The organism is Kosakonia sp. S57 (genome assembly GCF_016516575.1).
In the GTDB taxonomy this organism is placed as follows: domain Bacteria; phylum Pseudomonadota; class Gammaproteobacteria; order Enterobacterales; family Enterobacteriaceae; genus Kosakonia; species Kosakonia cowanii.
Genome location: NZ_JACVUL010000007.1, coordinates 192,189 through 215,135, shown reverse-complemented (window position 1 = coordinate 215,135; position 22,947 = coordinate 192,189). Strand labels below are relative to the sequence as shown.

21 protein-coding genes and 1 pseudogene are annotated in these 22,947 nt (G+C 56.1%); 12 read left to right on the top strand and 10 right to left on the bottom strand.

The genetic code is table 11. The features are described from left to right. Nucleotides 1-127 precede the first annotated feature (127 nt). The 3 genes from IAE48_RS09330 to IAE48_RS09320 all read right to left on the bottom strand — a co-directional run bounded on the left by IAE48_RS09330 (nt 128) and on the right by IAE48_RS09320 (nt 3,551). Complete coding sequence (locus tag IAE48_RS09330; protein ID WP_200134178.1) at nt 128-649, bottom strand: DUF6882 domain-containing protein; 522 nt, start codon at nt 647-649, stop codon at nt 128-130. A gap of 100 nt (nt 650-749) precedes the next feature. Continuing rightward, on the bottom strand, nt 750-2,747 hold the full coding sequence (locus tag IAE48_RS09325) for a choline BCCT transporter BetT (protein WP_200134177.1): 1,998 nt from the start codon (nt 2,745-2,747) through the stop codon (nt 750-752). Between the two features lie 258 nt (nt 2,748-3,005). Beyond that, entirely contained in the window at nt 3,006-3,551 is a 546-nt protein-coding gene (locus IAE48_RS09320; protein WP_200134176.1) for a YfaZ family outer membrane protein, read from the bottom strand. Between the two features lie 688 nt (nt 3,552-4,239). Here IAE48_RS09320 and IAE48_RS09315 point away from each other — a divergent pair. Together IAE48_RS09315 and rlmB are read left to right on the top strand one after the other, a co-directional pair. Next, a complete protein-coding gene (locus IAE48_RS09315; protein ID WP_200134175.1) occupies nt 4,240-6,165 on the top strand; it encodes a methyl-accepting chemotaxis protein in 1,926 nt (641 codons plus the stop codon). A gap of 147 nt (nt 6,166-6,312) precedes the next feature. Next, nucleotides 6,313-7,044: a 23S rRNA (guanosine(2251)-2'-O)-methyltransferase RlmB gene (rlmB, locus tag IAE48_RS09310; RefSeq protein ID WP_042711831.1), complete on the top strand. Its 732-nt coding sequence runs from the start codon at nt 6,313-6,315 to the stop codon at nt 7,042-7,044. A gap of 54 nt (nt 7,045-7,098) precedes the next feature. On the opposite strand, the gene IAE48_RS09305 is transcribed toward rlmB, so the two are convergent. Further along, entirely contained in the window at nt 7,099-8,388 is a 1,290-nt protein-coding gene (locus IAE48_RS09305; protein ID WP_139566767.1) for an MFS transporter, read from the bottom strand. 192 nt (nt 8,389-8,580) lie between these two features. Between IAE48_RS09305 and IAE48_RS09300 the strand changes: the two genes are divergently transcribed. Then, complete coding sequence (locus IAE48_RS09300) at nt 8,581-10,200, top strand: isovaleryl-CoA dehydrogenase (RefSeq protein WP_200134174.1); 1,620 nt, start codon at nt 8,581-8,583, stop codon at nt 10,198-10,200. On the opposite strand, the gene IAE48_RS09295 is transcribed toward IAE48_RS09300, so the two are convergent. The 3 genes from IAE48_RS09295 to bsmA form a co-directional block, all read right to left on the bottom strand. Next, a complete protein-coding gene (locus tag IAE48_RS09295; RefSeq protein WP_200134173.1) occupies nt 10,197-12,131 on the bottom strand; it encodes a methyl-accepting chemotaxis protein in 1,935 nt (644 codons plus the stop codon). The two genes, IAE48_RS09300 and IAE48_RS09295, sit on opposite strands and share 4 nt — an antisense overlap. 169 nt (nt 12,132-12,300) lie before the next feature. Further along, nucleotides 12,301-12,591 carry a DUF1471 family protease activator YjfN gene (gene yjfN / locus IAE48_RS09290; RefSeq protein ID WP_042711837.1) on the bottom strand — a complete coding sequence of 97 codons (291 nt, stop codon included), beginning with the start codon at nt 12,589-12,591 and terminating at the stop codon, nt 12,301-12,303. Nucleotides 12,592-12,713: 122 nt separating this feature from the next. Then, a complete protein-coding gene (gene bsmA, locus IAE48_RS09285; RefSeq protein ID WP_233631512.1) occupies nt 12,714-13,016 on the bottom strand; it encodes a biofilm peroxide resistance protein BsmA in 303 nt (100 codons plus the stop codon). 214 nt (nt 13,017-13,230) lie between these two features. On the opposite strand from bsmA, the gene yjfP reads away from it, so the two are divergent. Next, the gene (yjfP, locus tag IAE48_RS09280) at nt 13,231-13,980 is read left to right on the top strand and encodes an esterase (RefSeq protein ID WP_200134171.1); all 750 of its coding nucleotides are present in this window, start codon (nt 13,231-13,233) and stop codon (nt 13,978-13,980) included. A gap of 10 nt (nt 13,981-13,990) precedes the next feature. On the opposite strand, the pseudogene IAE48_RS09275 reads toward yjfP, so the two are convergent. Further along, nucleotides 13,991-14,176: pseudogene (locus IAE48_RS09275) on the bottom strand (hypothetical protein); the annotation flags it as partial. A gap of 266 nt (nt 14,177-14,442) precedes the next feature. Here IAE48_RS09275 and rpsF point away from each other — a divergent pair. The 5 genes from rpsF to IAE48_RS09250 all read left to right on the top strand — a co-directional run bounded on the left by rpsF (nt 14,443) and on the right by IAE48_RS09250 (nt 17,019). Continuing rightward, nucleotides 14,443-14,838, top strand: coding sequence for a 30S ribosomal protein S6 (gene rpsF / locus IAE48_RS09270; RefSeq protein WP_042711843.1), 396 nt, complete (start codon nt 14,443-14,445; stop codon nt 14,836-14,838). Between the two features lie 6 nt (nt 14,839-14,844). Then, a complete protein-coding gene (gene priB / locus IAE48_RS09265) occupies nt 14,845-15,159 on the top strand; it encodes a primosomal replication protein N (RefSeq protein WP_023478447.1) in 315 nt (104 codons plus the stop codon). 4 nt (nt 15,160-15,163) lie between these two features. Beyond that, nucleotides 15,164-15,391, top strand: coding sequence for a 30S ribosomal protein S18 (gene rpsR, locus IAE48_RS09260; RefSeq protein ID WP_005974788.1), 228 nt, complete (start codon nt 15,164-15,166; stop codon nt 15,389-15,391). A 41-nt stretch (nt 15,392-15,432) separates the two neighbouring features. Then, nucleotides 15,433-15,882 (top strand): 50S ribosomal protein L9, encoded by a 450-nt coding sequence (gene rplI / locus IAE48_RS09255; RefSeq protein WP_042711846.1) that lies wholly within the window; start codon nt 15,433-15,435, stop codon nt 15,880-15,882. 207 nt (nt 15,883-16,089) lie between these two features. After that, nucleotides 16,090-17,019: a DMT family transporter gene (locus tag IAE48_RS09250; protein WP_200134169.1), complete on the top strand. Its 930-nt coding sequence runs from the start codon at nt 16,090-16,092 to the stop codon at nt 17,017-17,019. A 21-nt stretch (nt 17,020-17,040) separates the two neighbouring features. Here the strand turns inward: IAE48_RS09250 and IAE48_RS09245 are convergent, their stop codons facing one another. Then, entirely contained in the window at nt 17,041-17,682 is a 642-nt protein-coding gene (locus IAE48_RS09245) for a LysM-like peptidoglycan-binding domain-containing protein (RefSeq protein WP_200134168.1), read from the bottom strand. Between the two features lie 263 nt (nt 17,683-17,945). On the opposite strand from IAE48_RS09245, the gene fklB reads away from it, so the two are divergent. Both fklB and cycA read left to right on the top strand, forming a co-directional pair. Next, nucleotides 17,946-18,566, top strand: a complete 621-nt coding sequence (gene fklB / locus IAE48_RS09240; RefSeq protein ID WP_054803029.1) for an FKBP-type peptidyl-prolyl cis-trans isomerase — start codon at nt 17,946-17,948, stop codon at nt 18,564-18,566. A 295-nt stretch (nt 18,567-18,861) separates the two neighbouring features. Beyond that, nucleotides 18,862-20,274, top strand: coding sequence for a D-serine/D-alanine/glycine transporter (gene cycA, locus IAE48_RS09235; RefSeq protein WP_076768994.1), 1,413 nt, complete (start codon nt 18,862-18,864; stop codon nt 20,272-20,274). Nucleotides 20,275-20,332: 58 nt separating this feature from the next. On the opposite strand, the gene ytfE is transcribed toward cycA, so the two are convergent. Beyond that, nucleotides 20,333-20,998, bottom strand: a complete 666-nt coding sequence (ytfE, locus tag IAE48_RS09230) for an iron-sulfur cluster repair protein YtfE (protein ID WP_200134167.1) — start codon at nt 20,996-20,998, stop codon at nt 20,333-20,335. A 273-nt stretch (nt 20,999-21,271) separates the two neighbouring features. Here ytfE and IAE48_RS09225 point away from each other — a divergent pair, with 273 nt between their 5' ends. Then, on the top strand, nt 21,272-22,927 hold the full coding sequence (locus IAE48_RS09225; protein WP_200134166.1) for a methyl-accepting chemotaxis protein: 1,656 nt from the start codon (nt 21,272-21,274) through the stop codon (nt 22,925-22,927). Nucleotides 22,928-22,947 lie beyond the last annotated feature (20 nt).

Sequence of the window (22,947 nt, the reverse complement as noted above, 5' to 3'; positions counted from 1 at the left end):
TATTAAAAACCATAACAGTCTGCTCTATTTATTTGATAACAGTTGAACATGAATTGAGATTTTGCTTAATGCTGAGATCCGGAAAAAAGCTGCCGTGGCGGTTATTTTCCAGATCTGCAACATACGGTTACGCTTGTTTATTAATAGTCACATTGTCATAGACCATAAATACCCGGGTCGTGCCAGCGAGGCCGCTATATCCACCCTGACCGCCGCCAAGATGGCAGGCGAGTGCGGTAAAGGTCCAGGCATCTTCTGTTGAAGCGCTAATCTGGCGTGTGGTTAAGGCCTCAAGGCCATGCTGCTCGCCGAACGTGCGCACGCAGGCGGCATATTCGCCGAGCGGTTCGCGCACAGAAGGGTGATCCCATCCCCATAGCCAGGAGCCCTCTTCCGTGTCATAGGTGCCCACCACTTGAACCGGCGCGGTAATGACCCACCCCTTTTCATGATTGGTAAAGGTAATGGTGCCGGCATCGAGATCGACACCCCACTCGGCGCTGTCGATCCCCCACATCTCCCTTGCCGCCTGCGTACGCTGCTGCATCTCATTATTGGCGCGGGCAATGGTCAGCTCGGGTTCGCGAAGCGCTTCATCCTTCGCGTTATCGTTACCGCCGCCAAACAACTTCTTAAAAAAATTGGCCATCCAGGGTCTCCATTAACTCGTTGTCATTTCGGCAAAATTAAGCGCGTCAGGCTTTGATAACCAGATGAAAAAACACCGCCCGCAGGCGGTGTTGTCGTGGTTAACGAACCAGATGCAGGAAGTGTAGATGCTTTTCATATTGATCAAGAATATCGTTGATCAACTGCTCCTGGTTCCAGCCCATCACATCATAGTTTTGCCCGCCCTCTTTGAGGTAGATTTCCGCGCGGTAGTACTTATGCTGCTCCGCCTGTTGTTCATCGCTCTCGAGGCCCGAAATCGCAAAGGTTGGGGCGTTATACCCGCGCAGCCTCACTTCATAGATAAAGTTAAGCTCATCGCCGAGGTCGACTTCAAAGCGAATACGATCGTCCGCCGCGTCGCTGATGGTACTGCGCGTTCCCTGCTTATTCAGCTCATCCTGCACCAGCGTCATTGCCGGCTGGATAACATCATCCATAAAGCGTTTTACCAGCGAGCGTTTCGGCAGATAGGCGATATTGCGTAACCTGCGCTGCCACGGAATCGGATTGCGCGCCGCAGTCGGCGCGATGGTCGCCATGCTTTGGCTCTCACGTTTAGTGAGATCCCGGCGCAACGCTTTTAACAGCCCATAAATCGAGATCAGCAGGATCACCGAGAAGGGCAGCGCACTGGCAATGGTCACCGTTTGCAGGGCGCTTAACCCGCCCGCCAGCAGTAGCGCAATCGCCACCACACCCATCAGCGCGGCCCAGAAGATGCGCTGCCAGACTGGCGTATGGCTTGAGCCGCCGGAAGCAAGGGTATCCACCACCATGGCACCAGAGTCAGCAGAGGTGACAAAGAAGACGATCACCATCGCCATGGCGATAAACGACAGGATGCTGGAGAAGGGAAAATGCTCAAGGAAGTTAAACAGCGCCAGCGCGACATCCTGCTGCACGGTGTCAGCCAGGTCGCGCGCGCCTTCGGTCATGATGAGATGGATCGAGCTGTTACCAAACACCGTCATCCACAGCAGCGTGAAGCCTGCCGGGACAAACAGTACGCCGGTGACAAACTCGCGGATCGTTCTGCCACGAGATACGCGGGCGATAAACATACCGACAAACGGCGACCAGGAGAGCCACCAGCCCCAGTAGAGCAGCGTCCAGCCGCCCAGCCAGTTGCTCGACTTCGGCTCATAGGCGTAAAGGTTGAATGTCTTACTCACCAGTTCAGAGAGATATCCGCCGGTATTCTCGACAAAGGATTTAAGCAGCAGCACCGTCGGACCCAGCAGCATCACTAACGCCAGCAGCAGCAGCGCCAGGCTGAGGTTCAGCTCAGAGAGGATGCGGATCCCTTTATCGAGCCCCGATACCACGGAAATCGTGGCAAGGCCGGTGATCACGACGATCAAAATAACCTGTACCGTTTCATTAATCGGCACGCCGAATAGGTGATTCAGGCCAGCATTGACCTGCAATACGCCGTAGCCCAGCGAGGTGGCAACGCCAAAGACCGTACCAATCACCGCGAAAATATCGACGGCGTGACCCAAAGGCCCATAAATGCGATCGCCGATAATCGGGTAGAGCGCGGAGCGCAGCGTTAACGGCAAACCGTGGCGGTAGCTGAAGAAGGCGAGGATCAACGCGACGATAGCGTAGATGGCCCAGGCATGCAGACCCCAGTGGAAAAAGGTGAGGCGCATCGCCTGCTTCGCCGCCTCGATAGTTTCAGGAGTCCCCACCGGTGGGGACAAGTAGTGCATCACCGGTTCGGCGACGCCAAAGAACATCAGGCCGATCCCCATGCCTGCCGAGAAGAGCATGGCGAACCAGGAGTGGTAGCTGAAATAGGGCTGTGCATGGTCGGGCCCAAGTTTTATGTCGCCGTAGCGCGAAAGCCCAAGGAAGGTGACGCTCAGCAGGATCAGCGCGACGGCAAGGATATAAAACCAGCTGGCATTGGTGAAAAGCTCCTGCTGTAACAGCTTGAATTTGCTGTCGGCGAGCTCGGGAAAAAGCGAGGCAAAAGCCACAAGGAGCACGATTAATAACGCCGATGTAGCAAACACAGGCTTATTGATCGTGTTCCCGGCCTTAATTGTCGAAAGATGTTGTTCACTCATAATCTATTCATTCCATAGGTTGGTTGCCCTGAACGGATATAAAGAACAGCGAAATAGTAACAAATATGATGGTCAGGAGAAGTTATTATTCGAACGAATATAACTCTGTAAAACATAATCTTTATGCGGTAATGCCTGGCTCGCGGGGTTATGTCTTTGCTACTGGAAGGAGAGGCGCAGTAGAGGATCGATCCTGCCTGCATGCCAATGTTAAGGCGGGGGAATCGGGGAGACGTGCGCTCCCCGCTGTGCGAGATATCAGAAGGTGACGCCAGCGCCTAAATAGGCTCCATCGATAATGGTGTGGCCCGGACGACCATCTTTGCCATCGACGCTTGCGTGGCGGTAACCCGCTTTAAGCGTAAGCGGGGTGATAGGTGTCCACTTAATGCCGCCATTCGCTTCAACGTAGTTTTTCACGCTGTTGGTCAGACCTTCCGGAGCAGAGTAGCCTTCGCCATAGAGATGAATGCTGTCCGTCAGCGCCCAGTCGATGCCGCCGCCAATCGGGAAGGCCACGCCGTTATCGCCTTTTTTCGGCCCGAGGTAGACCACTTTTGTGCCGGCAGAGAGGGTCAACGGACCAAGGCCAAAGTTGTAACCTACGCCCAGGCTGCCCAGCTGCGCGCCATCTTTGGTGTTTTTTACCCAGTTGCTCTCGGCATATAAGCCGTCTGAGCTTTTACCTAATTCAGCATTGAGATTGGTGTAGTTCTTACTTTGTTCGGCGGTAAAACCCATTGCCAGGGCTGAACCCGATGCCATCACCAGAGATAAAGATAAAAGTACGGATAATTTTTTCACGTTTGTTACTCCTCAATAATTTCGCAGTGAACTTATCAAGTGAGCGGCTGTCTGAAAAATTGCGCTGGTCTCAAAATGTAAATTACGTAACGCCTGATATTTAATGTTCGTTATGGTCATTATTTAATGATGTCAATGCTGGTTACCTGTCTGGTTTAGCGTTGGTTTAATTCCCCGCCTCAATTAATAGTGAATATTTTCCCTGGTTGTTCTTTTTTTAACCATCGATTCAAATGTGAAAAGTATTACCATCGCAATTAATAATAATCATTTCTCTTTGACCTTAATATGCAGTTACATTCTTTGAAATAATTATATCTGTCACGAACTTTATAACCCTGCTTGCTTACAGGTTTGCATTATCTATCGGCCATTGCTGAAGGGCTGCTCCGCTTCGCTAAAGCACGCTTGCTCCAGCGCGCAACCGCGTGGTGTAAAATTATTTTTAACGACATTAATAGCACCCTAATAAAATGCCATCGCTAAAAAGCTAAATAAATATGATATATCCTAAGCGAAGCGGTAATATTTTATGCCGAAATGGATTTATCGTGCGTTGCAGTAATACGTGATTTAGATCATGAATACTGTACTTTACGCATAAGCTGCAGAATAAATCATAAAGTTAAATTTTAAGGCGGACGATAACTGAAAATAGCGCCCCCAATCTAACTTTATGGTGAACCGTATGTCCGTTACCGCTTTTGTAGGAAACATCGCGAATAACCTAAGCGTCGGCAAAAAACTGACCTCCAGTTTTATTATCGTGCTTATTATTATGATGATTACCGTTGCAACAGGTCTTATTGGCTTTAAAAAAGTTGAAGAAAATGCGGACAAAGAAGCGGTTACCGTGCAGATGGTAAATACACTCAGCACCGCACGTCTTAACCGCACCCTTTATCAATATACCGGCTCGGCAGAAAACGCTGATAAAAACCTCAAGGCTTTACAACAAATTATCGAGCTGGCGAAAACCCTGGATACCTTTTCCTGGAGCCAGGAAGGGCAGGCAAAAATTGACAGCCTGCAACAGCAAACCGAAACCTATATGGCACAAAGGAGCGTCTTTGTCTCATCAATACAACGCCGTAATGAACTGGCCGCCGCGTTGCGCAGCGCAAAGATTGAAGATATCGCCCAGCAGGCCGCCTCACTGAGCGCCAGCGATAGCCTGCCACCTGAAAGTGCGCTGGTGGCCGTGCGCCTTGAAGCCAGGTTGCAGCAGTCGGCGCTGTTAATTGAAGAGCTGATTGACTCCGGCAGCGCTGATACCGCCGCCCGTCTCAGCACCGCGCTTCAGCAAAGCGCGGAATATGGTAAAGCGCTGGCCGGGCAGGGCGGAGAACTCGCCTCTTTAAATGCCGCCTTGACCACCGAGCTTGCCAGCCTGCAGGGGAATATTGACCAGTTCGTTACTACGTTTGCCAATCAGGCAACTCAATCTAAAACTCTGACCGGCACCGCCACTCAATTAAACGAATCCGTTGAGAATTTCTTCGTCTGGCAGCAGGCGCAGGTGAAGGAAACCATGTCTCATGCGATGACTATCATGCTGCTTGCTGCCGCAGTAGGCATTGCGATTGCGCTGCTGATTGCCTGGCGCATCACCCGCAACATTACCCGTCCGCTGCGTGAAACGCTGCACATTGCCGAGCGCATTTCGCAGGGCGATCTCACCATGTCCATCTCAACCCAACGCCGCGATGAGCCGGGGCTGCTGCTGCAGGCCGTTTCCGTGATGAATGAGAACCTGAAAGAGGTGATCTCCCGCGTGCGTAGCGGCGTGGAGAGTGTGTCGCGCGCCTCGGCGGAAATCGCCGCTGGCAATATCGATCTCTCTTCGCGTACCGAGCAGCAGTCCGCTGCGGTAGTGGAAACTGCCGCCAGTATGGAGGAGCTGACCTCGACGGTGAAACAGAATGCGGAAAACGCCAGCCACGCCAGCAAACTGGCGGCAGAGGCCTCTTCCAGCGCCGATCGCGGCGGCAAGATTGTTGGTGAAGTGGTCACCACCATGGAGGGGATCCGCGCCAGCTCGCACAAAATTGGCGATATCATCAACGTTATTAACAGCATCGCTTTCCAGACCAATATCCTCGCGCTCAACGCTGCGGTAGAAGCGGCGCGTGCGGGCGAACAGGGACGCGGGTTTGCGGTGGTCGCAGGCGAGGTAAGAACGCTGGCGCAGCGCAGCGCCACGGCGGCGAAAGAGATTGAGGCCCTGATCCACGAAGCGGGCAGCCAAGTGGAGAATGGTTCTAAGCTGGTGGCGGGTGCCGGTGAAGCGATGGAGGGGATCGTCACCTCTGTGGCCCAGGTCCGCAATATCATGAATGAGATTGCCGGCGCGTCTGAAGAGCAGAGCCGTGGCATCTCGCAGATTGGTCAGGCGATGGCAGAGATGGATACCACCACCCAGCAGAACGCCGCGCTGGTGGAGGAGTCCTCAGCGGCGGCAAGCTCCCTCGAAGAGCAGGCGCGCGAGCTGGAGCAGACTATCTCCATCTTTACCCTCTCCGGCCATAAAGCGCAGGCCGCGAAAAAGCCAGCGGCAAGCAAGGCCGCCGCGCTTAAACCGGCGCTGGCAGAGACAAGCTGGGAGAGTTTTTAACGCGCATTGCCCGGGGTTTAGATAAACCTGCCGCCTCGTGCGGCGGGTTAAGTTCGACCTGAGGCGTGGGTTAGTTATAATGGGCGCCGGTGATATCTATCACGGCCCTAACAACCCGGCGCAAACCGCCCCAAATGAGTACCATCAATGAGTGAAATGATTTACGGCATCCATGCGGTGCAGGCCCTGCTGGAGCGCGCCCCGGAGCGTTTTCAGGAAGTCTTTATTCTGAAAGGCCGCGAAGATAAGCGTCTTATGCCGCTGATCCACGCGCTGGAAGCGCAGGGCGTGGTGATCCAGGTGGCGAACCGCCAGTATCTGGATGAGAAGAGCGAAGGCGCGGTGCACCAGGGGATCATTGCACGCGTTAAGCCTGGCCGTCAGTATCAGGAAAACGATCTGCCGGATCTGATCGCCAGCCTCGATCAACCCTTCTTTTTGATCCTCGATGGCGTTACGGATCCCCATAACCTCGGGGCCTGTTTACGTAGCGCCGATGCGGCGGGCGTCCATGCGGTGATCGTGCCGAAGGATAAATCGGCGCAGCTGAACGCCACGGCGAAAAAAGTGGCCTGCGGCGCGGCGGAGAACGTACCGCTGATCCGTGTGACCAACCTGGCACGCACCATGCGTCTGTTACAGGAAGAGAGTATCTGGATCGTCGGCACTGCGGGCGAAGCGGATCACACCCTGTTCCAGAGCAAAATGACCGGCCCGATGGCGCTGGTGATGGGCGCGGAAGGCGAAGGTATGCGCCGTCTGACCCGCGAGCACTGCGATGAGCTGATCAGCATTCCGATGGCGGGCAGCGTCTCCTCGCTGAACGTTTCGGTCGCGACCGGTATCTGCCTGTTTGAAGCGGTGCGCCAGCGCAGTTAAGTGCACGTAATGCCGGATGGCGCCTTGCTTATCCGGCCTACGTAACCGCCACCGTTACTCCTCAAGCGACCGCAGATGGTCATCCTTATTGAGCGTCATCAGCGCCGCAATACTCACCACTGCTGTCGCCATCACGTAATAGGCCGGGATATCCAGATTACCGGTCTGCTTAATCAGCCCGGTAATGATCAACCCCGCACAGCCCGAAAAGAGCGCGTTTGAGAGCGAATAGGCCACGCCCAGGCCGGTGTAGCGCACGCGCGTTGGAAACATCTCCGACAGCATCGCCGGGCCGGGGCCTGCCAGCACACCTACCAGACCGCCCGCAATCAGCACTACTACCGCCTTTACCGCCAGCGTGCTCGACTCTGCCTGCAAGATTTTGAGCAGCGGCAGCGCGAGGATCAGCAGCAAGATGGTCGCCGTCACCATCACCGTGCGGCGGCCATAACGGTCACTCGCTATCCCGGCAGGAATAATGGTCAGCGCAAAGCCGACATTGGAGATCACCGCAATCAGCAACGCCTGGTTAAAGCCGGTATGCAGCGCCGATTGCAGGTAGGTCGGCATAATCACCAGATAGGTGTACCCGGCGGCGGACCACACCATCACCCGGCCGATACCCATAAAAATCGCTTTCAGCGTCGCGGCACGGTTGGCGCGCTGGGCGACCGGTTTCTCCTGCTGCTGCACAAAGCTCGGCGTCTCCTCCATGCTCACTCGCAGCCACAGCGCAACCACGCCCATCGGCAGGGCGAGGAAGAAGGGGATGCGCCAGCCCCACTCATGCAGTGCTTCCGGCGTGAGGATCGTCGAGAGCAGCGCCACCACGCCCGCGCCGCTGAGCAGCCCCAGCGCAACGGTAAAGGATTGCCAGGCGCCATACAGCCCGCGTTTACCGCGCGGGGCGAACTCGGTCATCAGCGACACCGCGCCGCCATACTCACCGCCGGCAAACAGCCCTTGCAAAATGCGCAGCCCGGTAATGATCAGCGGTGCGGCAATGCCAATCGAGGCATAGACCGGCACCATACCGATAGCGGCGGTCGCCAGCGTCATCAGCACCAGCACGATAATCAGCGTCGGTTTACGCCCGAGACGATCGCCAATGCGCCCAAACAGCACCGCGCCCAGCGGGCGAAAGAAAAAGGCGATAGCAAACGAGGCGTAAGTGAGGATCAGGCTGGTCAACCCCGTGTCGCCCGCCAGCTGGAAGAAGTTTTTCGCAATTACGGTGGCGAGAAAGCCATACACCGCAAATTCGTACCACTCGATAAAGTTGCCAATCGAGCCGGCGATAAGCGCACGCTTGTGCGCATCTGGCGCAGGGTGAGGTGAATGCATAATGATTCTCGTTGTGAAGGTGAGAATAAATTATTCATTAGAATGTTCGCAGAGAAATATATTATTCCTGAATAATGTGAGCCGTTTCACGATTGATCGCAATGATATTACCGCTGTGTGACTCCCCTCCCATGCAGCGCCAGCGCGGGCTGTCCATACTTAGCGGCGTGGCCATTGAAGGAGGGCGAGAGCATGCGCTGGCAAACGCACACCGTTTTTAACCAACCCATTCCCCTGCATAACAGCAACCTGTTTCTGTCTGACCGCCCGCTCTACGACGCAGTGATGCGTGAAGGCGCGGCGTGGGATGCAGAACTGCTCGCCAGCATCGGCCAGCAGCTCGGCACGGCAGAATCTCTTGAACTCGGTCGGCTGGCAAATGCTAATCCGCCGGAATTGCTGCGCTACAGCAGCACCGGCGAGCGGCTGGATGATGTGCGCTTTCACCCGGCCTGGCACCTTTTGATGCAGGGGCTGTGCAGCAACCGCGTGCATAACCTGGCGTGGGAAGAGCAGGCGCGCGCCGGATCGTTTGTCGCGCGCAGTGCCCGTTTCGTGCTGCATGCGCAGGTGGAGTCCGGCACCCTTTGCCCCATCACCATGACCTTTGCCGCCACGCCACTATTGCAACAGGCACTTCCCGCTGCTTTTGCAGGCTGGCAGCAACCGCTACTGAGCGATCGCTACGATCCCCATCTGCTGCCGGGCGGGGAGAAGCGCGGGCTGCTTATCGGCATGGGGATGACGGAGAAGCAGGGCGGCTCCGATGTGTTGAGTAACACCACGCGCGCGGAGAGGAGCGGCGATCACTACCGGCTGGTGGGGCATAAGTGGTTCTTTTCGGTGCCGCAAAGCGATGCGCACTTAGTGCTGGCGCAGACGCCGGGCGGGCTCTCCTGCTTCTTTGTGCCGCGCTTTCTGCCGGACGGTGAGCGTAACGGCGTGCGTCTCGAGCGGCTCAAAGAGAAGCTCGGCAACCGTTCGAACGCCAGCAGCGAAGCGGAGTTTGTTGACGCCTGCGGCTGGCTGCTTGGCGAAGAGGGCGACGGCGTGCGCCAGATCCTCAAAATGGGCGGGCTGACGCGCTTTGACTGCGCGCTCGGCAGCCACGGCCTGATGCGCCGCGCCTTCTCCGTGGCGCTCTATCATGCCCATCATCGCCAGGCATTTGGCAAAAACCTTGTCGATCAGCCCTTAATGCGCGACGTGCTCAGCCGCATGGCACTGCAACTGGAGGGGCAAACGGCAATGATCTTTCGCCTCGCCCGCGCATGGGATAACCGGGCTGATGAACAGGACGCGTTATGGGCGCGGCTCTTTACGCCGGTGGCGAAGTTCGCAGTGTGTAAAAGCGGCATACCGTTCGTCGCCGAAGCGATGGAGGTGCTGGGCGGGATCGGTTACTGCGAAGAGAGCGAGTTGCCGCGGCTCTACCGCGAAGTGCCGGTCAACAGTATCTGGGAAGGGTCGGGAAACGTGATGTGCCTGGATGTGCTGCGCGTGCTGACCAAACAGCCGGGCGTGCTGGCGTTATTAAGCGAAGAGTTTGCGGCGGTCAAAGGGCGGGATCGCCATTTCGAACGCGCCTGGCGGCAGCTCCAGCCGCGGCTGCGTAAGCCGGACGAGGCGCAAGGGCGGGAGATTACCCGGCAGCTCTGGCTACTGGGCGTCGGTGCGCAAATGCTGCGGCACGCATCGCCGCCGATAGCGCAGGCGTGGTGCCAGATGATGCTGGATACCCGTGGCGCGTCGCGCCTTGATGAACAGGTCAAAAGTGACCTGCTGCTGCGCGCCACGGGCGGAGCCCATTAATCCATTTTTAAGCGGAACAGGCTAACCAGCTCGCTCAGATGCGCCCCTTTCTCACGCAGAATGCGCGCGGTCTCTTCACTCTGGGTCACGCGTCCGGCGTTGATGTGTGTGGCATCGCCAATGTGCGTCATCGCCAGGTTCACCTGATTAATCCCGGCAGACTGTTCATGGGAAGCATGGTTAATCTCATGAACCAACTGGTTGATATTGTTCATGTGATTGATGATCGCCTGCATCGCGATGCGGGTCGCCTCTGACTGAGAGTGACCTTCGCCCACTTTTTTCAGCGTATCGCCAATCAGTGCGTCGATCTCTTTCACCGCGTTGGCGCTGCGTGCCGCCAGCGCGCGTACTTCTTGGGCGACAACGGCAAAGCCTTTGCCATGCTCGCCTGCGCGCGCCGCTTCCACCGCTGCGTTAAGTGCGAGGATGTTGGTCTGGAAGGCAATTGACTCGATCACATGGGTAATATCGGCGATACGCTGTGAAGCGGCGCGAATATCTTCCATTGTCTCGACGGAGTGTTCGACGGTCTGACCACCTTTTTTCACCGCGTCGGTGGTTTCATTTACCAGGTGCTGGGTCTGCTCCATATTGGCGGCGTTTTGCTGCACGGTGGCGGCAATCTGCTCCATGCTGGCGGAGGTCTCTTCCACGCTGCTGGCCTGCTTATTGATTTGATCGCTGATCTCGCTGCTGTCGGCGGCCAGAGCATTGGTGCCGAGGTTGATCTCGGCGGCGGATTCACGCACCTGCAGCACAATTTTATGCAGCCCATCGCCAATGCCATTGATCGCGGCGATCAGCTCTCCGACTTCATCGTGACGATCCACTGCCAGCGTAGCGCGCAGATCGCCTGCGGCATACTGCTGTGCCAGATCGATCACGCTACGCAGCGGACGCGACAGCCAGCGGCGAATAATCACCACAAACAGCGTCGCGAAGAGCAGGGAGACGATCACGCCCGCCAGCAGGAACTGGTTACGCATCGCGTTTACATCGTGCAGCAGCGTGGCTTTATCGACTTCGCCCACGACCGCCCAGTTCCAGCCGGGCAGCGCGGTGTAGGAGAGCAGCAGCGTGCAGCCATCGGCGCTCTGCTGTGTCAGCGTGCCGCTCTCGTTGTTCAGCACCGCCTGCAGATCGCTTTCGCTCCACTGCGGGCGTTTGCCTTCCTGGTCACCGTGGAACAGGTAGTTGCCGAGGTTTTTCCCCGGGTTGCGGTCAATCACGAAGAAATGCCCGCTCTCGCCCAGTTTGCGTCCGAGGATTTTGCCACGCATCACCTGCCAGGAGCGGGTGATATCAACGCCAACAAACATAATGGCGATGGTATTGCCGCTGGCATCTTTTACCGGCTGGTACTGGGTGATATAGCGCTTGCCGAACAGCAGCGCGAGGCCGCGATAGACCTCACCTTTCATCACCTGTGCAAACGCCGGGCCGGCGGGATCGAGCTTGGTGCCGATCGCGCGATCGCCATTCTCTTTACGCAGAGACGTGGCAACACGCACAAATTCGTTGCCGCTGCGCACGAAGAGGGTGGCAATCGCGCCGGTGCGGTTAAGGAAATCATCGGGAATGGCGTTGTTGTTGTGCAGCTCAACGTCACCAGCTTTCAGCAGTGGAACGTCGATGCCGTTAATCTCGCGGCGCTGCTGCGGGTCAATGGCAAGCGGCTGCGGCAGGAAACTGCCGAACAAGCGGGTGTAGCTTTCAACTTCTTCAGTGAGGCTGCTGTTGAACATCTCTACCATGTCGACCACGCCGGTAGACTGGCTGTGCAGATCTTCCATAGCCAGCGTTTCCAGCTGTTGGCTGGCGTTGTTGCTCATCAGAAAGGTAAATAAGAGAAATAGCGTCGCAACGCTTGCACCAGTCAGCAAAGAGAGCTTTGCACCAAGGCTGGCACGACGAAAGAGGGCGCTCATAATGTGTCCGTTTTTGTATGTGTGAGCCTCCTTAACGGCAGGGAGCGGACAACATTTAGCGTAGATTTGTAACAATATGTTACACGGATGTATCACCCAAATAACATAATCTTAAAGAAAGTAGGGGCATAAAGAAACGCCCTGATTTGGTGGCTTTTATTGACGACACTCAGGCGTAGAGAATCGCCTGCACCTGCCATGAATCAACCTGCATCGCCTCCTGCATGCGAATAATGCGATACCAGGAGGCGCCCTGTTCATCCGCTTTCAGGGCAATAACACGCTCAACATCTTGCTGGCTGCCAGCGACGTTATCGACCGAGATAAGGCCAATTTCGTTAAGCCCCGTTACGCGGTCGGCGCAGGCGAACTCGGCGGACTGCGCGGTGGTGTGCAGCATACCGGCAGAGAGTAACAGCGAGTTTAAGGCGAGAGATTGTTTCATTGTCGTCAGCTCCATTTTTCGCTACCCCGAGTCGGATCGGGGCTTCCTTACGCACAAGAGAAGTCAGAACCCAATAGTGCACAGAAGAACATCAATGGACGCAAAGCAGTGTAAAAGTCCTTAAAATCAATACCTCGCTACGATCGATAAAGCAGGGCGCGACCATACCAACGGCCGGGGAATACGCTGTCATCCATCATGATGATGACGTAATAGTCTGCTTTCGCCTCGGAGGCTTTGGCTTTGAGCGCTGTTTCGACATCCATGGGCGAGCCCATCACCGTGACGTTAACCGCCCCGATCTCCCGCAATCCCTGCGTCTGATTTCGACTGATCTCTTGCGGCGTTTCCGTGGCCGGCGGCGCAGGTTGCGGTTTGCCTTGCAGCGCGGCACAGCCGCTGACAAGCAGGGCAAACAGCAGCGGCAGCAGGGCGCGCATCGGTTTCTTATCTCTACTGATAGCCATAGTGTAGTTCCTGATGGGTTTCACTTTGGGGGTGATATTCCCGAAGTGTTAGCTTGAGCACTGATTTCGAATGAAAGTGTTTTGAAAGCGTAATCTGGCTCTCATCATGCGCAATGCTTATGCGGAATCTGGCTTGCGCCAGCGCGCTGCGAGTGGCATATCTGCACTATAGATCACGGAGGGTAAAATGATTGAAATTCAGACAGACCACTTTGCAGGTAATGAGGCGCTGCACGGCTTCCCGGCCGGAAAAGGGCACCAACCGCTCCCCTGCGTCGTGTTCTACCACGGCTTCACCTCATCAAAGCTGGTTTACAGCTACTTCGCCGTCGCGCTGGCGCAGGCGGGTTTTCGCGTGATCATGCCCGACGCGCCCGATCATGGCGCACGCTTTAGCGGCAACGCTGAGCGCCGCTTGCGTCAGTTCTGGCAAATCCTGCAGGGCAACCTTGAAGAGTTTGCCGCGCTGCGCGATGCGTTGCACCAGCGCAACCTGATTGAAGATAACCGGCTGGCGGTGGGCGGCGCATCCATGGGCGGCATGACGGCGCTGGGTATTATGACCCGTCACCCGGAGGTGCGCTGCGTCGCCAGCCTGATGGGATCGGGCTACTTCACCTCGCTTGCCCGCACGCTGTTTCCGCCGCTTGAGGTCACCAACGCCGCGCAGCAGGAGACGTTCGACGCTATTCTCGCGCCGCTGGCGAAATGGGAAGTGACGGGCCAACTGGAGAGAGTCGCCGATCGCCCGCTACTGCTGTGGCATGGCGAAGCGGATGATGTCGTGCCCGCAGCTGACTCCTTCCGGTTACAGCAGGCGCTGGCCGACGAACAGCGTGACGCCAGGCTTACCACTCTGTGGGAAGCGGGGGTTGCTCATCGTATTACGCCGCAGGCGCTGGAGGCGACGGTCGGCTTCTTCAGCCGTCATCTTTAAGCGGCGGGGCGGCATCCGGACGTTGAACCAACACCGGTTCGGCGTCGTTTTCGTCGGTAAGGTTATGATTAATATAGATAACACCTAAGCTCTGCACGTCATCCATATTGCGGGCTTGCGGTGGGGGAGGGGCGATCGCTGCGCTAGCCTGGGCGCTAAGCAGCAGGGTTGCTAGTAAAAGTGCGATGTATTTCATGATGTTACGCTCCAGTACGTCTTCGGGAACTATCGCCTGTACATCTCTTCTCCTTAGGTTATGAGGTGCGCTGGTTAAGTGTAATTCGCCGTGGCGGCTTCTCTTGGCGCTTAGTGCGAATTAATTGTGCAATTCACCTTGAGTTCCTGGGGTGACGCCAGTATTATGACGCGTCAATTTTTCAGCCGACCTTTAACACGTTCCTTGCCTCCCCGGGCCTCGGCTGACCCAGACAGGAGGCTGAATAATCCGTAAGGAGCAATTCGATGCGTCATTACGAAATCGTTTTTATGGTCCATCCTGACCAGAGCGAACAGGTTCCGGGCATGATCGAACGTTACACTGGTGCAATCACTGCAGCAGAAGGTACGATCCACCGTCTGGAAGACTGGGGCCGCCGTCAGCTGGCTTACCCGATCAATAAACTGCACAAAGCACACTACGTTCTGCTGAACGTTGAAGCGCCGCAGGAAGCGATCGATGAGCTGGAAACAAACTTCCGCTTCAACGACGCCGTTATCCGTAGCATGGTTATGCGTACTAAGAACGCGGTAACCGAAGCATCTCCGATGGTTAAAGCGAAAGACGAGCGCCGTGAGCGTCGCGATGATTTCGCAAATGAAACCGCAGATGATGCAGATGCTGGGGATTCTGAAGAGTAATTCCTGATGACCAACCGTCTGGTGTTGTCCGGCACCGTGTGCAGGACGCCGCTGCGAAAGGTCAGCCCGTCAGGAATTCCACACTGCCAGTTCGTGCTTGAGCACCGCTCTGTGCAGGAGGAAGCCGGTTTTCACCGGCAGGCGTGGTGCCAAATGCCTGTAATAATCAGCGGGCAGGAGAACCAGGCCATTACTCACAGTATAACGGTCGGTAGCGCAGTAACCGTTCAGGGGTTCATCAGTTGCCACAAGGCAAAGAACGGCCTGAGCAAAATGGTTCTGCATGCCGAGCAGATTGAATTGATAGATTCTGGAGACTAGCCAAATGGCACGTTATTTCCGTCGTCGCAAGTTCTGCCGTTTCACCGCGGAAGGCGTTGTTGAGATTGATTACAAAGATATCGCTACGCTGAAAAACTACATCACCGAAAGCGGTAAGATTGTCCCGAGCCGTATCACCGGTACCCGTGCAAAATATCAGCGTCAGCTGGCACGCGCTATCAAACGCGCTCGCTACCTGTCCCTGCTGCCGTACACTGATCGTCATCAGTAATCGGTCACGGTCCATTAATACGACTTTGAGAGGATAAGGTAATGCAAGTTATTCTGCTTGATAAAGTAGCAAACCTGGGTAGCCTGGGTGATCAGGTTAACGTTAAAGCGGGCTACGCTCGTAACTTCCTGGTACCGCAGGGTAAAGCTGTTCCGGCTACCAAGAAAAACGTTGAGTATTTCGAAGCACGTCGCGCTGAGCTGGAAGCCAAACTGGCTGACGTTCTGGCGGCTGCTAACGCTCGTGCTGAGCAAATCAATGCACTGGGCACCGTTACCATCGCGTCTAAAGCAGGCGACGAAGGTAAACTGTTCGGTTCCATCGGTACCCGCGATATCGCTGACGCTGTAACTGCAGCTGGCGTTAAAGTGGCGAAGAGCGAAGTTCGTATGCCGAACGGCGTTCTGCGTACCACCGGTGAGCACGAAGTGGACTTCCAGGTTCACAGCGAAGTATTCGCTAAGCTGACTGTAAACGTAGTTGCTGAGTAATTTTTTACTCTTCACTGCGCTCTGAGTTGTTCGGGTCTGCAGGCGCTAACGCCTCTGCAACGTGAACGACAACGAGAGACGAAGCGCCGGCCTTGTGCCGGCGTTTTGCTTTTCTGCCCCGCCCACAATTCCCGCCTTTCCCGGTAGCTATTTGCGCCGCATTCTCAGATACTAAATTGAAACGCAATTTTATTTTTGAGATTAGCCATGGACTCCCCTCTGCCCACCCCCGTTTTTGCCCGTCGTCATATCGCTTACGCCTGCGCCACGCTCTGCTGTCTGTTATGGGGTAGCTCCTACCCGGCGATCAAAAGCGGTTATGAACTGTTCCATATCGCTACCGACGACATCCCCTCTAAAGTGGTGTTCGCCGGGTACCGTTTTCTCTTTGCCGGGGCGCTACTGCTGCTGTTCGCGCTGGCGCAGCGTAAACCCATCGCTAGGCTTAGCGCTTCGCAGTTTGGGCAGCTGACGCTGCTCGGGCTGACCCAGACCTCGCTGCAATACACCTTCTTTTATATTGGCCTTGCCTATACGACGGGGGTAAACGGATCGATCATGAATACTACCGGCACCTTCTTCAGCGTGCTGCTGGCGCACTTCATCTATCACAATGACAAGCTGAGCTACAACAAAACCCTCGGCTGCGTGCTGGGCTTCGCTGGCGTGATGCTGGTGAACTTCCATAGCGGGCTGGCGGATTTCCGCTTTGTCTGGCAGGGCGACGGCTTTGTCATTCTGGCGGCGTTTATCCTCTCTGCCGCCACGCTGTACGGTAAGCGTATCTCGCAAACGGTCGATCCGACGGTGATGACCGGCTGGCAGCTGGCGATAGGCGGCCTGGCGCTGCTGGCAGGCGGCTATCTTACGGGCGGAACGCTGGCGGTGGATAGCGCGGCGGCGGTCGCGGTGCTCGCCTACCTGACGCTACTCTCTTCTGTCGCCTTCGCTCTCTGGAGCGCGCTGCTGAAAGTGAACCGCGTCAGCATGATCGCGCCCTTTAACTTTGTGATTCCGGTGGCGGGCTCGGTGCTGTCGGCCATCTTCCTCGGCGAGAATATTCTGGAGTGGAAATACGCTGTCGCGCTGGTGCTGGTCTGTACGGGGATCGCATGGGTTAATAAGCGCGCCGGGTGATCGCTGCCCGGCGCATCTGGTTTAGCGGGCGCGGATAAAGCTGCCGTCCGGCTGGCGGGTAAAGAGCACCTGCTGGCCGCTGGTCTCAATCGTCAGGCCAGTCACCACGCCGCTGGCATTCTGGCGGATCTTCACCATCTGGCCGCTTTGCAGATTGCTGAGCGGCTTGCCGTCGCCCTCAACCTTCGCCATCGCGTAGACATCCGTTGGCGGCAGATTATGATCGCGAAAGAGCTGCGCGAGGGTTTTCCCTTCGCCCACCCGGTAGGTGCGCCACTGCTGCTCAATGCCGCTATTGGTCGCCAGCGGCTGGCTGTTTTGATCTGCGGTGGGCTGCTGCTCAGTGGAAGGCTGCTGCTCAATCGACTCCTGCTGCTGCATCGACGCTTCCGCGCTGGGTGCGTTAAGCTGCGGATCGTTGACCACCTGCGGCGGCGCGACATTAGGCGAGTTTTGCAGATCGAGCTGCGCATCGCGCGCCTCACTACTGCGCTGCGGCACGCTCTCATCCGTTGTCGGCAACAGAAAGCCGATAATAACCAGCAGCGCCGCCAGAATCAGGCCGCGACGGTGAAAGGGCGGGAGCGGGTCCATCAGGCGAAAATTGTCCGGGGCATGCCAGATCTTCGCAAGGGTAGGTTTCAGTTCAAATCGCCCGGGCATGGCTCTCCTCCTGCTCCGCGTCATTTAATATCCTGTCTCGTTGAGTATATACACTTTATCTTCCTGCATTGGCGTTCGCGGCGTTTAAGCGCATGAAAGCCCGTACAAACTACTATTTTGTCACCACAATGCAGGGTTTTGCTAACGTGAACCATTCTTTCCCTTTCGCGCCCTTTTGTCATCTTTCCCGTGACAAAGTTGTGCCTGGCCCAGGGCGGCTGTTATGCTGCGCGCTACTTTAAAAAGCGATGGAAGGAAAACCCATGACCACCCCAACTTTTGACACGATCGAAGCGCAAGCCAGCTACGGCATTGGTTTGCAGGTAGGACAGCAGCTGAGCGAATCCGGGTTAGAGGGGCTGTTACCGGAAGCGCTGGTCGCGGGTATTGCCGATGCGCTGGCGGGCAAACAGCCTGCTGTGCCGGTAGACGTTGTTCATCGCGCGCTGCGTGAAATCCACGAACGTGCTGACGCGGTTCGTCGCTCCCGTTTCGAAGAGATGGCGGCAGAAGGCGTGAAATACCTTGATGAAAACCGCGAGCGCGAAGGCGTTAACAGCACCGAATCCGGTCTGCAATTCCGCGTTATCACCCAGGGCGAAGGCGCTATCCCGGCGCGCACCGACCGCGTACGCGTGCACTACACCGGTAAGCTGATTGACGGCACCGTATTCGACAGCTCCGTCGCGCGCGGCGAACCGGCTGAATTCCCGGTTAACGGCGTGATCGCAGGCTGGATCGAAGCCCTGACCCTGATGCCGGTTGGCTCCAAATGGGAACTGACCATTCCGCACAACCTCGCTTACGGCGAGCGCGGCGCTGGCGCATCCATCCCGCCATTCAGCACGCTGGTGTTCGAAGTGGAACTGCTGGAAATTCTGTAAGCTCCAGCGTGAAGCCCTCTCTTTTAATATCGGAGAGGGTTTCTGACTTCGCGGATCGTTGGTAAACAGAACTATTAGCAATATATTATCTTGCAAAGCGCACAATCAGGTGTATTTTTGTGAGCTGTTTCGCATTTGCCAGGTGATATAACACTCACTTTAAACAAATATTTAACATTCGATTTAATTCAGAGTATTCATCCCGCCGATTCTTACCTAATATCGATGCGTCCATTAAGGACGAAGCAGACACGTAAAGGCCAGCAGAGCCCAACAACACAGACAGGAAAACAACATGGTAGATCAAGTTAAAGCCGACGCTGATAATGCGGCTCCGGCTGAACAGTCGCTACGGCGTAATCTTACGAACCGGCATATTCAGCTAATTGCTATTGGCGGTGCTATTGGTACCGGTTTATTTATGGGTTCCGGCAAAACAATTAGCCTCGCCGGTCCGTCAATCATCTTCGTTTATATGATCATCGGCTTTATGCTGTTTTTCGTTATGCGTGCGATGGGCGAATTACTGCTTTCCAACCTCGAATATAAATCTTTTAGCGACTTCGCCGCCGACCTGCTCGGGCCGTGGGCGGGGTACTTTACCGGCTGGACCTACTGGTTCTGTTGGGTCGTCACCGGCATGGCGGATGTGGTCGCCATTACCGCTTATGCACAATTCTGGTACCCCGGCCTTGCCGACTGGATCGCCGCGCTGGCCGTGGTCGTCGTGCTGCTGAGCCTCAACCTCGCGACGGTGAAAATGTTCGGCGAGATGGAGTTCTGGTTCGCGATGATCAAAATCGTCGCCATTGTGGCGCTGATTATTGTCGGCGTCGGTATGGTGCTGATGCATTTCAAATCGCCGACCGGCGTTGAAGCCTCCTTCAGCCATCTGTGGAATGAGGGGGGCTTTTTCCCGAAAGGTATCAGCGGCTTCTTTGCAGGTTTCCAGATAGCGGTGTTTGCCTTTGTCGGTATTGAGCTGGTTGGTACGACCGCCGCCGAGACGAAAGATCCGGAGAAATCCCTGCCGCGCGCCATCAACTCCATTCCGATTCGTATCATCATGTTCTACGTCTTCGCGCTGATCGTCATTATGTCGGTCACGCCGTGGAGCTCCGTGGTAGCGGATAAGAGCCCGTTTGTTGAGCTGTTCGTGCTGGTCGGCATTCCGGCGGCGGCGAGCATCATCAACTTTGTGGTGCTGACCTCTGCCGCCTCTTCCGCCAACAGCGGCGTCTTTTCTACCAGCCGTATGCTGTTTGGCCTGGCGCAGGATGGCGTGGCACCGAAAGCGTTCGCCAAGCTCTCTAAACGCGCGGTACCGGCGAAAGGGCTCACCTTCTCCTGCATCTGCCTGCTGGGCGGTGTGGTGATGCTCTATGTCAACCCGAGCGCGATTGCGGCGTTCACCATGATCACCACCGTGTCGGCGATACTGTTTATGTTCGTCTGGACCATTATTCTCTGCTCCTATCTGGTCTACCGTAAACAGCGCCCGCAGCTGCACGAAAAATCGATCTACAAGATGCCGCTCGGCAAAGTGATGTGCTGGGTGTGCATGGCGTTCTTCCTGTTTGTGCTGGTGCTGCTGACCCTTGAAGCGGACACCCGTCAGGCGCTGATCGTCACACCGCTGTGGTTCGTGGTGCTGGGCGCGGGCTGGCTCTTTGCCGGTAAGAAGCGCATTGCTAACCGCAAGCCATAAAAAAAGAGCCGCGAGGCGGCTCTAAACTTCCATATCAAGGACGCTCTCGGGCGTCTTTTTATTTTTCGCCTGCGAGGGCACGCGGGAAAAGATTGTTATTTTCCAGGCTGATGTGTTCCATCAAATCATCAATCAGCGTGTTGATACCGTTATACATCGCCTTCCAGGTGGTGCAGGCTTCCGGCGGCGGCGTCACATTCTGCGTGGTGTGCTTAATCACCTCCAGCAGCTCGCCCGCCTCATCATGCTCGCTCTCCATCACGCTGATGGGCCCCATCGCCTGTGCGCCCATGCCCTGTTTAATCATCGGGAAGAGGATTTGCTCCTCCTTCATCATGTGGCTGGAGAGCTCCTCATGCAGCATGGTGAGGTATTTGGTTAACCCGAGCGGCACATTCGGTTTATCGGCGTGGACGCGCTCCACTTTGCTGGCTTGCAGAATCAGCTCCGGCAGCTGTTCGCGGTGGCGATCGTGGTAACGCACAATGATGTGATCGATGATCTCTGCCAGCGGCGCCGTGCGCCACTCCTTGTCGAGAGGCTGCTCGGCCAGCTTCGCCAGTTCGGCTTCGATAGCATCGATATCGAGTTCTTTACGCGCCGCCGAGCGGCCCAGCGTCTGCTTACCGCCGCAGCAGTAATCCATATCATATTTACGAAACAGAGCAGAGGCGCGGGGGATGGAGAGCGCCAGCTCGCCCAGGGGTTGATCGCGGAAAGCCATAGCAGTTACCTCATCGTGGAATCTATAAGTTGTATTTTAAATGCATCTTTATATCGATGATATACCCCTTACGGAGAACGCGGCAGCCCTTATTCCTTTCCTGCGTGAAAAACCGTGATATGAATCACAAAAAATCTTTCGAAATTAACACATTGAATACAATTACTTTTTCTGGAAAGTTTTGGATAGGGCAAATTATTGACATTAAACAACTTTTCACCGCTGCCGATAGTCTCTGTTCTGACAATATTCTGTACGCGATAAAGGCCGACGATGTTCAAACGTATCAAAGTTATAACTTTATTAATCATGGTTTTAGTTGTGCTTGGCGCACTTCAGCTGATTTCAGCTGGCGTTTTCATTAGTGCGCTAAACAATGACAAGCACAACTTCAATGTTTCCCAGGTATCGAGCCAGAACGTATCCGAATTTACCGATGCGTGGATCAGCCTCAACCAGGCGCGCGTGACCCTGAACCGCGGCATGCTGCGCTTACAGAGCAGCACCGCCAGCCAGATTAACGGCGGCCAGCTCGGTGAGCTGGTGCAAAACGCCACCAACCTGCTTAACCAGGCGCAGCAGCATTACGATATTTACTACAAGCTGCCGCAGACGCCGGGTATGGACCAGGCCCTCTCTGACGAGCTGGAGAAGCAGTACTCCACCTACCACGCAACGCTGACCGAGATGAACCGCCTGCTGCTGGCCGGTAAGCTGGAAGATATGTTCCGTCAGAATGCGCAGAAAAAACAGGAAGGGATGGAGAAGAGCTACCGCGCCTGGCGCGCCGAGCAGGCAAGGCTTGCCAGCGAAGGCGTGCAGCAGAACGAACATGACTACATCCGCATTCTTTGGATCCTGGCGGCAGTGATGGTTGTTGTGCTGGGCGTTATCGCCATGAGCTGGATAGCAATGCAGCGCGTGCTGCTGAAGCCGCTGCATGAAGTTATGGGCCACATTCGCCATATCGCGACCGGTGATTTGACTCACGCGATCCATGCCGAAGGCTCCAACGAGATGGCGCGTCTGGCGCAGAACGTGCAGGAGATGCAGCAGTCGCTGGTGAAAACCGTTAGCGTGGTGCGCGATGGCGCAGACACTATCTATACCGGTGCCGGTGAAATCTCTATCGGTAACAACGATCTCTCCTCGCGCACCGAGCAGCAAGCGGCCTCGCTGGAAGAGACCGCAGCCAGCATGGAGCAGCTGACCGCGACGGTGAAACAGAACGCCGACAACGCCCGTCAGGCAACGCAGCTGGCGCTTAACGCGTCCGGTACCGCGAAGAAAGGCGGTGAAGTAGTTGATGGCGTGGTGCGTACCATGGACGAAATCGCCGCCAGCTCCAGCAAAATCGCCCAGATCACCAACGTGATCGACGGTATCGCCTTCCAGACCAACATCCTGGCGCTGAACGCCGCGGTAGAAGCCGCGCGTGCCGGTGAGCAGGGTCGTGGTTTTGCCGTAGTGGCAGGTGAAGTGCGTACGCTGGCACAGCGCAGCGCGCAGGCCGCGAAAGAGATCAAAGGGCTGATTGATGACTCCGGTAACCGCGTAAGCGCCGGTTCGGCGCTGGTTCACGAAGCCGGTGAAACCATGGCTGAGATTGTCAGCGCGGTAACGCGTGTGACGGATATCATGGGCGAAATCTCCTCTGCGTCCGATGAGCAGAGCCGTGGTATCGACCAGGTTGGCCAGGCTGTTGCGGAGATGGATCGCGTGACCCAGCAGAACGCCTCGCTGGTGCAGGAGTCCGCCGCTGCGGCCGCTGCGCTGGAAGAGCAGGCTGCGCGCCTGACCGAAACCGTTGCGGTGTTCAAAGTGAACCGCAGCCGTGACGTTCAGCGTCCTGCGTTGCGCTCGCCGGTTGCGATGGCGAAGACACCGGCCACGGCCAGCGTTAACGAAGCCAACTGGGAAACCTTCTGATTAAAACCCGGCGTAAGCCG

What these genes read in the sequence shown, in the direction of transcription:
- ytfE (WP_200134167.1), bottom strand. Translation starts at nt 20,998, where the DNA reads ATGGCTTTCCGCGATCAACCCCTGGGCGAGCTGGCGCTCTCCATCCCC.
- IAE48_RS09300 (WP_200134174.1), top strand. Translation starts at nt 8,581, where the DNA reads ATGCGCTGGCAAACGCACACCGTTTTTAACCAACCCATTCCCCTGCAT.
- IAE48_RS09305 (WP_139566767.1), bottom strand. Translation starts at nt 8,388, where the DNA reads ATGCATTCACCTCACCCTGCGCCAGATGCGCACAAGCGTGCGCTTATC.
- yjfN (WP_042711837.1), bottom strand. Translation starts at nt 12,591, where the DNA reads ATGGAGCTGACGACAATGAAACAATCTCTCGCCTTAAACTCGCTGTTA.
- cycA (WP_076768994.1), top strand. Translation starts at nt 18,862, where the DNA reads ATGGTAGATCAAGTTAAAGCCGACGCTGATAATGCGGCTCCGGCTGAA.
- rpsR (WP_005974788.1), top strand. Translation starts at nt 15,164, where the DNA reads ATGGCACGTTATTTCCGTCGTCGCAAGTTCTGCCGTTTCACCGCGGAA.
- yjfP (WP_200134171.1), top strand. Translation starts at nt 13,231, where the DNA reads ATGATTGAAATTCAGACAGACCACTTTGCAGGTAATGAGGCGCTGCAC.
- IAE48_RS09330 (WP_200134178.1), bottom strand. Translation starts at nt 649, where the DNA reads ATGGCCAATTTTTTTAAGAAGTTGTTTGGCGGCGGTAACGATAACGCG.
- bsmA (WP_233631512.1), bottom strand. Translation starts at nt 13,016, where the DNA reads ATGCGCGCCCTGCTGCCGCTGCTGTTTGCCCTGCTTGTCAGCGGCTGT.
- IAE48_RS09295 (WP_200134173.1), bottom strand. Translation starts at nt 12,131, where the DNA reads ATGAGCGCCCTCTTTCGTCGTGCCAGCCTTGGTGCAAAGCTCTCTTTG.
- rplI (WP_042711846.1), top strand. Translation starts at nt 15,433, where the DNA reads ATGCAAGTTATTCTGCTTGATAAAGTAGCAAACCTGGGTAGCCTGGGT.
- IAE48_RS09225 (WP_200134166.1), top strand. Translation starts at nt 21,272, where the DNA reads ATGTTCAAACGTATCAAAGTTATAACTTTATTAATCATGGTTTTAGTT.
- IAE48_RS09250 (WP_200134169.1), top strand. Translation starts at nt 16,090, where the DNA reads ATGGACTCCCCTCTGCCCACCCCCGTTTTTGCCCGTCGTCATATCGCT.
- priB (WP_023478447.1), top strand. Translation starts at nt 14,845, where the DNA reads ATGACCAACCGTCTGGTGTTGTCCGGCACCGTGTGCAGGACGCCGCTG.
- rlmB (WP_042711831.1), top strand. Translation starts at nt 6,313, where the DNA reads ATGAGTGAAATGATTTACGGCATCCATGCGGTGCAGGCCCTGCTGGAG.
- rpsF (WP_042711843.1), top strand. Translation starts at nt 14,443, where the DNA reads ATGCGTCATTACGAAATCGTTTTTATGGTCCATCCTGACCAGAGCGAA.
- IAE48_RS09325 (WP_200134177.1), bottom strand. Translation starts at nt 2,747, where the DNA reads ATGAGTGAACAACATCTTTCGACAATTAAGGCCGGGAACACGATCAAT.
- IAE48_RS09245 (WP_200134168.1), bottom strand. Translation starts at nt 17,682, where the DNA reads ATGCCCGGGCGATTTGAACTGAAACCTACCCTTGCGAAGATCTGGCAT.
- fklB (WP_054803029.1), top strand. Translation starts at nt 17,946, where the DNA reads ATGACCACCCCAACTTTTGACACGATCGAAGCGCAAGCCAGCTACGGC.
- IAE48_RS09315 (WP_200134175.1), top strand. Translation starts at nt 4,240, where the DNA reads ATGTCCGTTACCGCTTTTGTAGGAAACATCGCGAATAACCTAAGCGTC.